The sequence below is a fragment of the Flavobacterium sp. Arc2 genome (assembly GCF_041431385.1).
Lineage (GTDB): Bacteria > Bacteroidota > Bacteroidia > Flavobacteriales > Flavobacteriaceae > Flavobacterium.
Window position 1 is genome coordinate 1 of sequence record NZ_JASMRH010000032.1, and the last position, 15,175, is coordinate 15,175.

10 protein-coding genes and 1 pseudogene are annotated in these 15,175 nt (G+C 34.8%); 8 read left to right on the top strand and 3 right to left on the bottom strand.

Annotated elements, in window-relative coordinates:
* Positions 1 to 151: 151 nt before the first annotated feature.
* From QO182_RS17260 to QO182_RS17270, 3 genes are read right to left on the bottom strand one after another with little or no spacing between them, the layout of a single operon-like run.
* Complete coding sequence (locus tag QO182_RS17260; protein ID WP_371563009.1) at positions 152 to 2,395, bottom strand: heparinase II/III family protein; 2,244 nt, start codon at positions 2,393 to 2,395, stop codon at positions 152 to 154.
* Between the two features lie 11 nt (positions 2,396 to 2,406).
* Positions 2,407 to 4,731, bottom strand: a complete 2,325-nt coding sequence (locus QO182_RS17265) for a chondroitinase-B domain-containing protein (RefSeq protein WP_371539883.1) — start codon at positions 4,729 to 4,731, stop codon at positions 2,407 to 2,409.
* A 44-nt stretch (positions 4,732 to 4,775) separates the two neighbouring features.
* The gene (locus QO182_RS17270) at positions 4,776 to 5,720 is read right to left on the bottom strand and encodes a sugar phosphate isomerase/epimerase family protein (RefSeq protein WP_371563012.1); all 945 of its coding nucleotides are present in this window, start codon (positions 5,718 to 5,720) and stop codon (positions 4,776 to 4,778) included.
* A 561-nt stretch (positions 5,721 to 6,281) separates the two neighbouring features.
* Here QO182_RS17270 and serS point away from each other — a divergent pair.
* The 8 genes and pseudogenes from serS (at position 6,282) to QO182_RS17310 (ending at position 15,150) form a co-directional block, all read left to right on the top strand.
* Positions 6,282 to 7,553 (top strand): serine--tRNA ligase, encoded by a 1,272-nt coding sequence (gene serS, locus QO182_RS17275; protein ID WP_371539889.1) that lies wholly within the window; start codon positions 6,282 to 6,284, stop codon positions 7,551 to 7,553.
* A 122-nt stretch (positions 7,554 to 7,675) separates the two neighbouring features.
* On the top strand, positions 7,676 to 9,454 hold the full coding sequence (locus tag QO182_RS17280; protein ID WP_371563015.1) for a tetratricopeptide repeat protein: 1,779 nt from the start codon (positions 7,676 to 7,678) through the stop codon (positions 9,452 to 9,454).
* Positions 9,455 to 9,508: 54 nt separating this feature from the next.
* Positions 9,509 to 9,820: a DUF4286 family protein gene (locus QO182_RS17285; protein WP_371539892.1), complete on the top strand. Its 312-nt coding sequence runs from the start codon at positions 9,509 to 9,511 to the stop codon at positions 9,818 to 9,820.
* Positions 9,821 to 9,987: 167 nt separating this feature from the next.
* Complete coding sequence (rsmA, locus tag QO182_RS17290) at positions 9,988 to 10,767, top strand: 16S rRNA (adenine(1518)-N(6)/adenine(1519)-N(6))-dimethyltransferase RsmA (protein ID WP_091085786.1); 780 nt, start codon at positions 9,988 to 9,990, stop codon at positions 10,765 to 10,767.
* Positions 10,757 to 12,109, top strand: a complete 1,353-nt coding sequence (gene mgtE / locus QO182_RS17295; protein ID WP_371539895.1) for a magnesium transporter — start codon at positions 10,757 to 10,759, stop codon at positions 12,107 to 12,109. The genes rsmA and mgtE overlap by 11 nt, the downstream gene beginning before the upstream one ends.
* An 87-nt stretch (positions 12,110 to 12,196) precedes the next feature.
* The gene (proC, locus tag QO182_RS17300) at positions 12,197 to 12,973 is read left to right on the top strand and encodes a pyrroline-5-carboxylate reductase (protein ID WP_371539897.1); all 777 of its coding nucleotides are present in this window, start codon (positions 12,197 to 12,199) and stop codon (positions 12,971 to 12,973) included.
* A gap of 497 nt (positions 12,974 to 13,470) precedes the next feature.
* Positions 13,471 to 14,409 (top strand): annotated as a pseudogene (locus QO182_RS17305) (2-hydroxyacid dehydrogenase); the annotation flags it as partial.
* Positions 14,410 to 14,868: 459 nt separating this feature from the next.
* Positions 14,869 to 15,150 carry a TM2 domain-containing protein gene (locus QO182_RS17310; RefSeq protein WP_371539899.1) on the top strand — a complete coding sequence of 94 codons (282 nt, stop codon included), beginning with the start codon at positions 14,869 to 14,871 and terminating at the stop codon, positions 15,148 to 15,150.
* The last annotated feature ends 25 nt before the right edge of the window (positions 15,151 to 15,175 follow it).

Here is a 15,175-nt window from a genome sequence, read left to right on the forward strand (position 1 = left end):
TTAGGTGGTCATTTTGAATTGGAATCAGGTGGTCACTTTAAATTGGAATTGGGTGGTCAATATCACTGGAATTTGCACTAATTATCCCGGGTTTGAGGTAATTAGTGGCTATTTTATATTAAACCGCTAAAGGAGTTAAAATGGTGTGTTGCTATTTAAAGTCATATTCTACCGATTCTCCCGGCTTAAGCAACGCCTTTTTAGTTGTTTTTTTAGTTGTAAATGTCATTTGCAATTCATTCTTACTTAACGATTGAATTGTCAGTTTGTTTTTGTCGAGCTTTATAAAGACATCCCCTTCTTCAGAAAAACTAATTTGAATACCGTTTAGTCGTAGCTTTTTAACTGAGAAAAACACCGAAATATTTTCTTTAGATAATGAATTTACTTGCGCCCCTTCACTAGTCCATTTTGAACTATTTACTTCCCATCCTTTTATTTTTGGGTTGCTAATCTCTTCATCTATTCTATCTTCAAATTTCTTAAAAGGAACAATTGCGGTTATAAAACTATATGCCGAATTATTGTTCTTAGAAACCACAGCCCATTCTTTACCTCTTGCTCCTGAAGTTAACACTGAGTCAGTAGCTGTCAATTGGTAGATATCACTTCCGGAACCATCGTTAAAAGAGGAACGAAGCAATTTAGGTGCGAGTTCTTTGCTATAATGACCTTGCCAAACTTGTTTGTAGGTATGCGGTTTGTCTGCTGTGAAGTTGTCTTTCACAATCCAAAAATCATCTTTTAAATAAATAACTTGTCTCGAATAATTGACTCCAATATTTTCAAACCCATCATGACTTCCTATAAAAAGATCTAAATCTTTGTTGGTTTTCCAAGCAATCGTTTTTGGGTGCGGTAGCGTTTTAAATTTGCCAAAACCACTTCCTCCTTGATTGCCTCCATACTCTTTTCCTTGTAGTTCATTATCAACCAAAGCCACGTTTTTAACCATAGAATTTTTGAAAAATTCATAATCTTTAAGTGAATAGCGTACTTGATAATTGGGTAAAATAACCTGTCCGTTAGCCATCGCCTGAATTCCAAGCATATCACCATGCTGATGATCTGGTTTGTCAGGATCTAATCCGTTAGAAATAGCCATCATTTTATCGTCTTTGTTCCAACCTTGACGCATAATGTAATAGCCAGTTTCGGGAAAATCTACAGAGGTAAATTGAGGGGTTTTCTTTTCGAGATTACTTAGCATTTTTAATTGCGCATCATTCAAAAACCAAAACATATCCGATTCCACATGATTATTAGCAAAATAACCCATTTCAGGATCTGAGAAGAGTAAATAACCCAATGTTAATGCTCCTGAGATATCATTTTTTTCTGCCCAAGGTTCGTTTGTATCGTCAGAAAAAACGGGTGCTGATTTATCTGGAAATCCAATTTTAGTTAAGGTGGTAAACAGCGATTTTAGTTTGTTTTCCCAAACTTCGCCTACTTTTATATTGCTGTTTTTTGCTAATTGATACACATAATAGTAGGTGTCAATATCGCTAATGTGATAATGTACCGTGCGCTCAAACTGAAATCCGTCTGCATTGATTTCTTTAGATAAATGCTGTTCTAAAATAGTCATAGCACGCTCGTTCCATTTATCAGAATCTTTAAAATCCTTAAATAAAATGGAAAGCATTGCTAAGGCAGACATGCCTCGTGTTTGATGATTTCCTGGAACAAACTCGGTATTACTTTCGTAAAGATTAGAAGCATGCTGTAGTAAGGTCGCAATGGTAGTTAATTGATCTTCGTCAGAATACTCTTTTTCTCCCAAGAACATATTGTGAATCTCTAACCAGTTCAGTATTCGATAACCAGATCGAAAGGCTTCATAGGTTCCATTACCATCTTCTATGGTTTCATATTTATTGGCTTCTAAAGCTGTATTAAGTGATTTTAGCTGGTTTTTAAAGTAGCTTAAATACGCTGGATTTTTATTTTGATAATTGTAGTACATAGCAACATCCACCATTTTGTGTTGGCGTGCTAAGTGGCGCATAGCATAGGCGTTTACTGCTTCGCCATTTTGGTATGTATAGGGCAGTTTCCAGTGGGCAACGGCAGGATACTTACCCATATGATCTAAAGCGCGTTCAATATGTCCATTTTTAGCGTCAGGATAAGAAGATTCGTAGGCTTTGAAACGGGCGTCATTATTCTTCCAATTGTAAAAATATCGTTCCGAAAATTTGTCTCTAAAATACTGTGCTAATTTAGTATCAGTTACTGTGTTTACACCACCAAGCACTTGTTGTACATCGGGTTTTAAATAGTCAACTAATTTATTGTTAGCAATGACTTTTTCAGCAGCAATATTTTGGGCATAACTACTCATAGAAATGACACAGCTTAAAGCAATGAGGCTATTTTTTAAGTATTTCATAGCTGGAATTATTAGTACATCAACTTCATTTCTAGATTTTGAACAATCTCAAATTTCCCTGAATTGGTAATTGTATTGTTTACGGGTTCTTGTCCTTTTTCTCCCCATAATACCGCAATTGTTTTTACAGGGTTATTTGTAAAAGTATTGTTCGAAATTTCCACAAATACAACCCCTCTATTTTTAATTAAAATGTGTTCTGGTTGTGCTTTTCCACAATTTGTAAAAGTGTTTCCTTGAAGTTTTAGGTTTCCACCAATGGTTGATTCGTCATAACCACCACGGTAATAATCTAAAACTAATCCTTGAATGTTATCAAATTTAGTGTTGGTAAAAGTTACAAATTCGGCATTGTAATCTCCACCGTCATTCGTTTCTTTATTTAGAAGAAAACCATTTTCACAATCTGTAATCACTGAATTGTTAACTAAAATAGTATCTGAAAATGATCCTTTTGATACTTCTAAAACATTTTTAAAGTTAGAAATGGCTGTATTTTCGATACGTAAATCATAAGCTTTACTCATGTTTTTGTCTAAAGTTGTAAAGGCATTTTGCGACTTATTCCCCATAAGGATAATGTCTTTTAGAATTAAATTTCCTTTAGGTAGCATTTCAAAAGCCGTTTTTGCGGAAGTAAATACTAGTTTAGATCTCTTTTTAGCATCGCTAGAAGTAATGGTAATTTCTTTGTCAATAAGAAGCGCTTCGTTAACTTTAAAAGTGCCGCTTTTCAATACAATAATATCTCCAGAAACTGCTTTTTTAAGTTGGTTTACAAGTTCTGTTGAACTAGAGACGCTTATCTTGTTTGCTGCAGCTTTAGGCTTTTCAACTAAAAACCAGTTGGTTCCGTATTTGCTTTTATCGACTAAAATAGGGTTTGCTTTAATTGGATTTACAATTGCACCAACGCTGTTGTTAGCTGCAGTTCTATCGTTTCCAAAGAAATCTTTATTAATTGTTTCAAAGTCAAATCCTGCATAAACATCTGGATTGTTTTCTTTCAATACAAATAAATCGGTTGCTGCTTTAGTAACTGCAAAATCTTTACTGATTAATCCTGCGGGCTTAACTTCACTTTTATTTTCGTTGTTAATGAAGTTGTTTTTAAAATTAACACCATCAACTTTATCATAGTTTACGATAGGGTTTGTATCTGGAGTTTCATTGTAAATTAAGTTGTTTGCTACTACTACGCGCTCAGGACGTGCAGAACGAATTTCAGATTTAGGCAATACTTCTTTTTGACTTACATTAGAACCTACGCTAAATTGCCAAGGTGATTTACAGTCAATAAATGAATTGTGAGCTACAACAACATCAGTAACTTGGTTGTAACGATTTAAGGACGATTTTGGAATCCCGTTCATAACTGCAATAGCACTTCTGAATGAATTTCCGTTTATTTTGTAGAAATAGTTGTTTGTTATCCAATGTCCTGTATTTACGACGCGAATACCTCCCATTTGGTCAGAATTATCATTTCCTATGAAAACGTTTCCGTCAATTTTAGCATAATTTCCGTGTCTTAAAACTAAAGACCCTTCACTTTCAAAAAACACATTATTCTTGAATTCGTTAAAGTTAGATTTGCTCGAAATAATTTCTACTTCACCATTGCAACGGTCAAATAAGTTGTTGTAAACGTTCGTGTAGGAAGGCGTCATTGAAGTTTCACTATCGCCTATTTGAATCGTTTCTCCATGTGGTCCTCCTTTACGAGGTCTTGGTCCAAAGTGGTTGTTTATTATTTGGTGGTAATTATTAACATGTTCGTTACCATCAAGGAATACTCGTACTGTTGGTCCAAAATTAGATTTTCCTGTAATATAATTATTGCTTAGCTCATTGTGTCTACCCCAAAATTCTACCCAATGGTCGCTTACATCTCTGTCAGGTTGAGTGAATTCTTCAATAACACATTGCGTGACTTTGCAATTGTTAGCAATAGAATCATTGTTGATTTTAAATTGAATCACGGCATTAGAAGGTGTATATCCATTTTTGAAATATAAATCTCTTACTTCTAAATAGCTACCTGCTAATTTTAAGTTAGAAACTCCTTCGATGAAAACTTTTCCTGGAGTTTCGGCTCTCAAAACGATAGGGTTTTCCTTTGTTCCTTTTCCGTAAAATTTAATTTCAGCATCTTTCCAAATACCGTTAGCTAAAATGATGTTGTCACCAGCAGTGCTGTTTTTTATAGCATTCTGAAGCTCGGTTAGATTCTTTACTTTGATGTTGTTTTTTGGTTTCAAGTTGTTTGCTACAGCTATTTCTTTACAAGAAACAAGTAAAATTAGCAGACTTAAAATGGATACGATTCTTTTCATTATCAATTAATTTTCAAAATTATTTTTAGTTTTTATTTTAGCTATTAGGCTTCTTTCCATAGTTTTTGTACGCTCTTTAAATCTCTTTTTATCGCATCAAAAACTATTTTTTTATCTACCGTAATTTTTTGCTTCCCTTGTTCTGCCCCTCCTAAATCATATTCAATATGTAGGGATACAGGCGGTTTTAATTTATAGTGTTTTAATAATTTAAAATATTTATCGAAGTCTACCATTCCTTCGCCAACGGGTACATTGATTGCTTCCCATTTCCCGTTAACTTTTCCCCATTTAAAATCTTTTAGAACAATAGTTTTAATGTTGGGCTCTAAAAGTTGAAGACCGTTTTGCCAAGAATTCCCTCCTTCTACCATCGCATGTCTAATGTCATACTGCGAGCCAAAATATTTTGGATCTACGGTTTCAATAATTTTTTTGACTTCCCAAAAAGAACTTCCCACAACGGTACCATCAACATTTTGATAGCAACCTATGAGTCCTAATTCTTTGTTTAGCATGCCTAATTTTCTTATTTCGGCTTGATAGTAAAGTAAAGCATCTTCCATAGACTGCCCTTCTTTGTATTTATACCAATTGGGACGATAGTAGGTGATTTTATTTGCAGCAGCAGTTTGAAGGATGTCTATGTCCAGCGGATTATTTGTACTTTCAATAGCTGTGGTAATCATGGTGCAGTTAATACCACTTTTTCTAATTGCGTTTACTGCTATGGGTAAGTCGGTTTTTACGTTTTCTGGAAGCACATGGCCTCCTGGACGCACTGTGAGATCGACGCCAGAAAAACCCATTTCGGCAGCGATTTCACCAGTCGTTTTGTAATCTAAAAACTGAAGATGTTTAGAAAAAATATTTACATCTAAGATATCGCTATATTCTTCGTCAAATAAATTTGAAAAAGGAAAAGAAGCAAATGGCATTAAGCCAGCGACAAAAGCTGTTTTTGATATAAATTCTCTTCTTGTTGTCATAGTTTTTTTAAAATTAAACCGACATTAATCTATTAGTCAACGATTTATATTGGTGAATCAATTGGAATGATTCTTCTAAGGTAAAAATCGTTTAAATAATAGTATAAATCAGCAAATTGAGCAATACAAAAAACTGGGTAACCAATTTGGTTTTCCAAATATATGTATATAATTTAATTAAACAAGTGAATAAAATAGAAATTAAAAAAAATGGAGTTAATATAATAAGAATCTTGAATTAGTAAAAAGATACACAGAGAATCGTGGAGAATGCGGAAAAGGTAAGCATAGAGTTTTGCAAAGTAGTTTTTGAAATCCACAGCAATCAGTTTGATTCACGTTCTAATTTTAGGTAAACAAATAAACATAGCGTTTCTGAGCGTGAATTGAGCACGTCTTTGCGAAATAACTATTATTATGGTATTACACAGAGATGCGCTAATCGAAAAAGAGCGACATAAATAGTTATTTCCCCAAAACTTTGTCTGATAAGTCTCAAACATTTCCTTAAATTTGCTTTCTTTATAGAGATAAAAACCCAAGAGTTATAAAATTCAAGCTATGTTACAAATTGCATTTATTAGAGAGAATCAAGAGAAAGTAATCCAAGCTTTGGCAAAAAGAAATATGGATGCCAAAAGTGTTGTGGAAGATGTCGTAAAACTAGACGAACAACGTCGTGCTACGCAAGTAGAGTTAGACGGAATTTTAGCTGAATCTAATAAACTGTCCAAAGACATAGGCGAATTGATGAAAAACGGTGAGAAATCAAAAGCCGCTATTCTGAAAGAAAAAACGGTTTTAAACAAAGAGAAAAGTAAGAAGTTATCAGAAATCGCAGATGCACTTGCTGCTGAACTTACCGAGAAACTATATACTTTGCCTAATCTTCCAGCTGATATTGTACCGGTAGGGAAAACGCCTGAGGAAAATTTAAACGTTTTTGAAGCGGGTGAAGTTCCTGTTTTACACGAAGGTGCACAACCACATTGGGAATTAGTGAAGAAATACGATATTATTGATTTCGAGTTAGGAAATAAAATCGCCGGAGCAGGATTTCCGGTTTATAAAGGAAAAGGCGCAAGATTGCAACGTGCGTTAATCAATTATTTCTTAGATAAAAATACTGCAGCGGGATACAATGAGGTTCAAGTACCTCATATGGTAAACGAAGCATCTGCTTATGGAACCGGACAATTGCCGGACAAAGAAGGACAGATGTACCACGATGCAACTGATAATTTATATTTAATTCCTACGGCTGAGGTTCCAGTAACAAATATGTTTAGAGATGTAATCTTAAACGAAAATGAGTTGCCTGTTCTAACTACAGCTTACACACCATGTTTCCGTCGTGAAGCAGGTTCTTATGGAGCGCATGTACGCGGATTAAATCGTTTGCATCAATTTGATAAAGTAGAAATCGTACGTGTGGAGCATCCTGATAAATCATATGAAGCTTTAGACGGAATGGTTGAACATATAAAAGACATTCTTAACGAATTGAAGTTACCATATAGAATCTTACGCCTTTGTGGTGGAGACATGGGATTCACATCGGCATTGACTTATGATTTTGAAGTGTTTTCTACAGCACAAGACCGTTGGTTAGAAATTTCATCTGTATCTAATTTTGAAACTTTTCAAGCCAATCGTTTAAAATTGCGTTTCAAAGACAAAGACGGTAAAAACCAATTGGCACATACCTTAAACGGAAGTTCATTGGCTTTGCCAAGAGTTTTGGCAGGAATCCTTGAAAATTACCAAACAGCAGAAGGAATCGTAATCCCAGAGGTTTTACGTCCATACTGCGGATTTGATATTATAGATTAATTATAGGCAGTTTTTATTGACCATAAATTCGCAAATTGTATGTTTTATTTAAAATAATTTGCGAATTTTCGGTTAACTCAGCTTTGTGATGGAAATGTTTGTTGCGATTATAAACAAGAATAATGAAAAAACTCTTTCTACATATAACTCTGTTTTTTTCATTGATTTGTTTTTCTCAAAACGAACAATTAGCGCAATATTACTATGATAAAGGCGATTTTGAAAAAGCTAAAATGGGGTATGAGGAATTATTGCTCAGCGTCCCTCAAAATATGCAGTATTTTTTAAGGACTGTTGATTGTTACCAACAATTACAGGAATTTGACAATGCAGAGAAAGCGATTCAAACCCGACTTAGCAAATACAATCAGGGAAATCTTTTAGTAGAATTGGGTTACAATGCTCAGCTACAAAAGAATGAGGCTAAAGCCAAAAATTACTACGATCAAGCGATAGATCGAATCAATAAAAATCCAAATGAAGTCTATGGCATAGCCAATTCATTCGAGAAAAAAGTATTATTAGATTATGCTTTAAAATCCTATAAAACTGCCTCGCAGATAGAGCCCAAATATAATTTTAATTATCAAACTGGGTTGCTTTACGGGCAATTAGGTAACACAGAAATGATGATTTCCACTTTTCTGGATGAATCATTTGCTACTCCGCAAAATTCGATAATGATTCAAAATCAATTGTCTCGATTCATGTCTGATGATAGTGATGGTAATTTTAGTGAGATGCTCAGAAAAGGATTAATTCTTCGAGTACAAAAAAGTCAAGATTTGTTTTGGAACCGTTATCTGAGTTGGTTTTATGTTCAGCAAAAAGAGTTTTCGAAAGCCTTTATTCAAGAGAAAGCCATTTACAAACGCAATCCGGAATCACTGTCTAATATTGTCAATTTAGCACATCTTGCTGTTGAAGAAGACGATCAGGAAATGGCGGTTGAAATTTTAGGATTTGTACTAGAGAACACAAAAGATTTAGAATTGCTTATCCAGGCACAAACCTATTTGATTAGTATAAAAATAGAAAAGGCGAAGGAAAAAGATTTTGCAAATATTAATGCAGAAATAGAAGCTTTGCTGACAGAATATGAAATCAGCCCTTTTACCCTATCTTTGCAATTAATTCAGGCACATTTTGTGGCTTTTAATTTAAAAAATCCAGAACAAGGAAGAGCAATTATCAAAAAAGCGCTTGACTTACGATTGGATGATTATAAAGTTGCGCAGGCCAAAATGGAATTAGCGGATATTTTACTTTTCGAAGAAAAATTCAATCAGGCATTGATCTATTATTCTCAGATTGAGATGGATTTAAAAAATGATGTGGTAGCACATGAAGCCAGTTTAAAAGCCGCTAAAACGAGCTATTTTAAAACTGATTTTGCGTGGGCATTGAAACAGTTCAAGGAGCTAAAATCAGCCAATACCCAACTAATAGCAAATGATGCTTTAGAATATTTCCTGTTGATAAATGACAATACTGCGGCTGATTCGACACAAACAGCCCTGAAGGAATTTGCAAAAGGAGATTATCTTTTATATCAAAATAGAAATCAGGAAGCGATAGCTCAGTTTCAATCGATCTTAAAGAAGTATAAGGGACAGGAAATTGAAGCGGTAACCTTATTGCGTTTAGGGAAGATTTATGAGAAAACAACCGAATATAATTTGGCTTTAAGCCAATATCAAGAAATTATTGATCATCATAACGACGGAATTTACATTGATGAGGCTTTGTTTTTCTCGGCAGAGATTTATAATAAAAAGCTGAAAGAGGTAGAAAAAGCCAAGCCGTTATATGAAAAGATAATTTTCAATCATGAAGACAGTATCTACTTTGTAGAAGCCAGAAAAAATTTCAGGCAATTGCGGGGAGATAGTAATTTATAAGAAAATGTTCAATCGTTTAAGCGGTTAAGCAAATCAACTATTAAAAAGGAAGAAATGATAATATACAACGTTACCACAAACATACATGAAAGTGTTCACGACCAATGGATGATATGGATGCAGCACAAGCACATTCCTGAAATTTTGGCTACAGGCAAATTTACTGCCGCCAGATTAGTTCGTGTATTAATAGAAGAAGAAATGGGCGGTGTGACTTATTCAGCACAGTACACAACAGATAGTAAGGAGACACTGGAGAAATATTATCAGGAAGATGCTCCAAGATTTCGTGAAGAAGGATCCAAGTTATTTGGAGAAAAAATGCTTGCGTTTAGAACAGAATTGGAAGTGATTTCTGAACACTAAATTTAGTGATAAGGTCAGTATTCATGTCATTTCGAAAAACGAAGTAACCTCATGTCGTTATATATTAGAAGATTTAAAACGATATGTTCTAAAGAAATAAAATAAATATTTTTGGGTCTTAGTACCTTAATAGTAACAAAAGATACTGAAATTAATTCAGCATAAAAATGGAAAAAGTAAAAGCCAAAAAACACCTCGGACAACACTTCCTGAAGGATGAAAGCATCGCTAAGGATATTGCCGACACGTTGAACTTGGAAGGGTATGATGATATATTGGAGATAGGACCAGGGATGGGTGTTTTGACTAAATATTTATTAGACAAACCTGTTACGACCTATGTAATAGAAATCGATACCGAATCCGTAACCTACTTGGACGAAAATTATCCAAAATTAAAGGATAAGATTATCTCAAAAGATTTTTTGAGATATAACATAAATGAAATTTTTGAAGGAAAGCAGTTCGCGATTATTGGGAATTTCCCCTATAATATTTCGACACAAATTGTCTTTCGAACATTAGAGTACCGTGATCAGATTCCTGAATTTGCAGGAATGTTTCAAAAAGAAGTAGCACAGCGTATTTGTGAAAAGAAAGGAACTAAAGCATATGGAATACTGTCTGTTTTAGTACAAGCTTTTTATGATGCAGAATATTTGTTTACAGTAGATGAAAATGTTTTTATTCCGCCACCAAAAGTAAAATCAGGTGTTTTACGTTTGCGAAGAAAGAAAGATTATAGTTTGCCTTGTGGGGAGAAATTATTTTTCACCGTAGTAAAAACGGCTTTTCAGCAACGTCGTAAAACCATGAGAAATAGCTTAAAAACAATGAACTTATCTGATAGCCTAAGAGAAGATCCAATCTTTGACCTTCGCCCAGAACAGTTAGACGTTGCGCAATTTATAGAACTTACCCAAAAAATAGAAGCGGATGGAATTTAAAATCAGCAAAAACTTAATACTCGAATTAGAGCAGCACATCGTCAATAAAAACGATAAGGAACTGGAAGCCTTATTGAATGACATGCACCATGCTGATATTGCTGAGATTTTGGATGAGCTTGATTTTGATGAGGCAACCTATATTTTTAAAGTATTAGACAGTGATAAAACCGCCGAAATTCTTCTAGAACTAGAGGATGACCTGCGTGAAAATATATTAAGTCGCCTTTCGGCAAAAGAAATCGCGGAAGAATTAGATGAGCTGGATACGAATGACGCGGCCGATATTATCGCCGAACTTTCTCAGGATCTAAAAGCCGAAGTAATCTCTGAATTGAATGATGTTGAGCATGCAAAAGATATTGTTGATTTATTGCGTTATGACGAGAACTCTGCCGGGGGATTGATGGGGAAAGAGTTAGTGAAAGTAAATGAAAACTGGAACGTTCTGACTTGCGTTAAAGAAATGCGTATCCAGGCCGAAAACGTTTCTCGGGTACATTCTATATATGTGGTCGATGATGAAAATAGGTTGAAAGGAAGACTTTCATTAAAGGATTTATTAACCACGTCAACAAAAACAAATATTACGGATATCTATATTCGGAAATTAAACTCCGTTAACGTAGATACTGAAGATGTTGAGGTGGCCCGAATCATGCAGAAATATGATTTAGAAGCTATTCCTGTTGTTGATGAGATGGGACGTTTAGTAGGGAGGATTACTATTGATGACATTATTGACGTCATTAGGGACGAAGCAGATCAGGATTACCAGTTAGCTGCAGGTATCTCTAAGGATGTAGAAGCAGATGATAGTATTTTAGAGCATACAAAAGCGCGTTTACCTTGGTTAGTTTTAGCGCTGTTAGGAGGTTTTATCTCCGTAAAAGTGCTTGGATTATTTGAGGGCGCTATGTTAAAGCATGGAGAATTATTCTTTTTTACCCCGCTAATTGCGGCAATGGCAGGAAATGTAGGTGTGCAATCATCGGCAATTATTGTGCAAGGTTTGGCAAACAATACCTTGACGGGATCTTTATTTAGTCGTTTGATGAAAGAAGTTTCTCTAAGTTTGCTTAATGGTTTAATTCTCGCAGTTATATTATTCGTGGGAAGTCATTTTCTTTTGAATGTCGAAATTGTCATTGGTTTAATTGTTACTATTGCATTAGTTTCGGTAATTATAATTGCCTCGCTTATAGGAACATTCGTGCCGTTGTTGCTAGATAAATTTGGAATTGACCCTGCATTAGCAACCGGTCCGTTTATCACGACCAGTAATGACATCTGTGGGATTCTTATCTATTTCTCAATTGCAAGAATTATATTAGGCTTTTAATTAGAGGGTTCTGATTTTAAAAAATCATACCTTTTTACTGATGGCTAAGTTATTGATTTAAAAAAACCAAAAAACCAAAAAATAGAAATGAAAGTACATATAATAGGAGGGGGAAACCTTGGGACTTCAATCGCAATAGGGATATCTAAATTTTCGAAAAATAATCAGGTTACCGTTACTAGAAGAAATACGGCTAGTATTGTGTATCTCGAACAGGCGGGAATAACGATTTCTTCAGACAATACACATAATATTGAAGAAGCAGACGTAATTATTCTTACTGTAAAACCATATCAAGTTGATGTCGTTTTGGCTGATATACTGCCTAAAATAACGAATAAAACAATCGCTTCGGCAGTGAGTGGCTTGTCTATCGAAGCGCTTCAAGGAAAAATAGGGGGCAACAATCAGGCGATGCGAATCATGCCTAATATTGCGGCCCAATTTGGGGAATCAGCAACGTGTATTTCATTCGATGAAAATAATAAACTACAAGCTGAGGCCGTTATTTCTTTATTTGAGGATCTTGGTACAGCACCAGTTATTGATGAGAAATTGATGGATGCCGCTACTGTTTTGGCAGCAAGTGGAACTGCTTTTGCATTGCGTTACATTAGAGCATCGATGCAAGCTGGTATCGAAATAGGGTTTGATTGGAAGACGGCATTAGCTATTTCGGCACAAACGGTGAAAGGGGCTGCCGAAATGCTTATGGAAGAACAGGTACATCCAGAACAATTAATAGATAGAGTAACAACTCCTAAAGGCTGTACCATTGCAGGACTTAACGAAATGGAAATGCATGGATTTAGCTCCTCATTGATACGTGGAATCAAAACTTCTCTGAATCAGATAAAAGGTTAATCATCTTTTTAAGACATTGTTTATTAAGGCTTTAGCCTTTTTTAATTTATAAAAATAACAGGTAGTTCGTCGGATTAAAACGCAGTACGTCGAAAAGAAGACGTGGTGTTTTCTTTCAAATGTAATTTATCGTAAATTAGCGAAAGCCCTATAAATCTACATCGACTTTTCTGACTAATGGTATAATTGAATATTAACAATTAATATACATTATGATGAAAAATTTACTTTACAATCTTTACGAGAGAATTTCTAATTTTTTATATGGGGGGCAAAAAGCTTCTCCATTTTAAAGGGTTAGACAAGGTGTTTTAAACGAAGGTACTTATAGTAGTATTCAATAGGAATAGTATTAAGTGGGAAACCATTTCTAAATTTAAATAATTTGGAGATGGTTTTTTTATGCTTCACGAGGTCGAAATTTGAATCTATTCGGTTATTAAAACTATAAACCATGTTTTTTTATTATTTTTGATTTCTAACTTAGAAACATTTTCATGGATATTAAAATTCTTCATATTGATAGCAATAATCCCATTTTAATGAGGCAATTGCAAGAATTGGGTTTCGAAAATCACGAGGATTTTACTTCTTCGAAAGAGGAAATTGAGTCCAAAATAGAGTCTTACCAAGGGATTGTAATTCGGAGTCGATTCAAAATTGATAAAGCCTTTTTAGACAAAGCCACTAATTTAGAGTTTATAGCCCGCGTGGGTGCTGGCCTTGAAAGTATCGATTGTGATTATGCAGTGTCAAAAAACATTACGCTCATTGCTGCTCCCGAAGGGAATAGAAATGCGGTAGCAGAGCATACTTTAGGAATGATTTTGTCGCTTTTCAATAATTTAAATAAAGCAGATAGAGAAATTCGCTCCGGACATTGGAACAGAGAAAGCAATAGAGGACATGAACTAGACGGTAAAACGGTAGGGATTATTGGGTATGGAAACATGGGAAAATCCTTTGCTAAAAAACTACGTGGTTTTGATGTTGAAGTATTATGCTATGATATTTTAGACAATGTTGGTGATGCCAATGCAAAACAGGTTTCTCTGGAAGAATTACAGCAGAAGGCGGACGTTTTGAGTTTGCATCTTCCATGGACACCAGAAACTAATAAAATGGTTGACTCAGCTTTTATCAAGGCTTTTGCCAAGCCTTTCTGGGTTTTTAACACGTCTAGAGGTAAGAATATTGTAACAGCAGATTTAGTGGCTGCTATGACTGCGGGAAGAGTTCTAGGTGCAGGGCTGGATGTCTTAGAGTATGAAAAATTATCTTTTGAAACTCTTTTTCAAGATAAGAACACGCCTGAAGCATTTCAATATTTATTAGGAGCAGATAATGTGATACTGTCGCCTCACGTTGCTGGATGGACTTTTGAGAGCCATGAAAGGCTAGCGCAAGTGATAGTAGATAAAATTAAAGTGAAGTATTTTGGCGAAGATAAAATTGCGGTTGATGAAAAACGAGTTACCGGAATAGGTGGTTTGTTTTTTAAATCAAAAAGCGCTAAAGAATTGGTTGCTTGGTATGGCAAACACTTAGGGTTAAAGACAGACGATTACGGTTCTACTTTTTGGTGGAAAGATAGTAATGGAAACGATTGTTCTACGCAATGGTCGCCATTTGCTGAGGATTCGGCTTATTTTGAGCCAAGTAAAAAACAGTTTATGCAGAATTTTAGAGTACATAATTTAGAAAATCTATTGTTGCAGTTAAAGGTGGAAGGTGTTAGTATTGTGGGAGAAATGGAGAGCTTTGATTATGGTAAATTTGGTTGGATTTTGGATCCTGAAGGAAACAAAATTGAACTTTGGGAGCCGATTGATCGCGTTTTTAAATAAAGTTTAATATATTTATTCTTACTAATTTTTATAAAATAATCAACTACTATGGAAAACTCAAAACATGAAGCTTGGAATAGTCCACAACCGGTTCATGAAGATAATAAAAAAATAGCAGCCGGTTTATTAGCGATTCTCTTGGCGCCGTTTGGAATTCATAAATTCCTTTTGGGATATACAAAAGAAGGGATAATATGGTTGGTTATTAGTCTCTGTACTTGTGGTGCAGTGACCACATTATTAGGACTTATAGAAGGAATTGTGTACTTAACTAAATCAGATGAGGAGTTTTATCAAACCTATCAAGTAAATAAAAAAGCATGGTTTTAAAAATAAAAAAGTCTCGATATTGTCG

Coding starts and splice junctions, on each gene's coding strand:
- rsmA (WP_091085786.1), top strand. CDS start 9,988: ATGGAAAAAGTAAAAGCCAAAAAACACCTCGGACAACACTTCCTGAAG.
- QO182_RS17285 (WP_371539892.1), top strand. CDS start 9,509: ATGATAATATACAACGTTACCACAAACATACATGAAAGTGTTCACGAC.
- serS (WP_371539889.1), top strand. CDS start 6,282: ATGTTACAAATTGCATTTATTAGAGAGAATCAAGAGAAAGTAATCCAA.
- QO182_RS17265 (WP_371539883.1), bottom strand. CDS start 4,731: ATGAAAAGAATCGTATCCATTTTAAGTCTGCTAATTTTACTTGTTTCT.
- QO182_RS17280 (WP_371563015.1), top strand. CDS start 7,676: ATGAAAAAACTCTTTCTACATATAACTCTGTTTTTTTCATTGATTTGT.
- proC (WP_371539897.1), top strand. CDS start 12,197: ATGAAAGTACATATAATAGGAGGGGGAAACCTTGGGACTTCAATCGCA.
- QO182_RS17310 (WP_371539899.1), top strand. CDS start 14,869: ATGGAAAACTCAAAACATGAAGCTTGGAATAGTCCACAACCGGTTCAT.
- QO182_RS17260 (WP_371563009.1), bottom strand. CDS start 2,395: ATGAAATACTTAAAAAATAGCCTCATTGCTTTAAGCTGTGTCATTTCT.
- mgtE (WP_371539895.1), top strand. CDS start 10,757: ATGGAATTTAAAATCAGCAAAAACTTAATACTCGAATTAGAGCAGCAC.
- QO182_RS17270 (WP_371563012.1), bottom strand. CDS start 5,720: ATGACAACAAGAAGAGAATTTATATCAAAAACAGCTTTTGTCGCTGGC.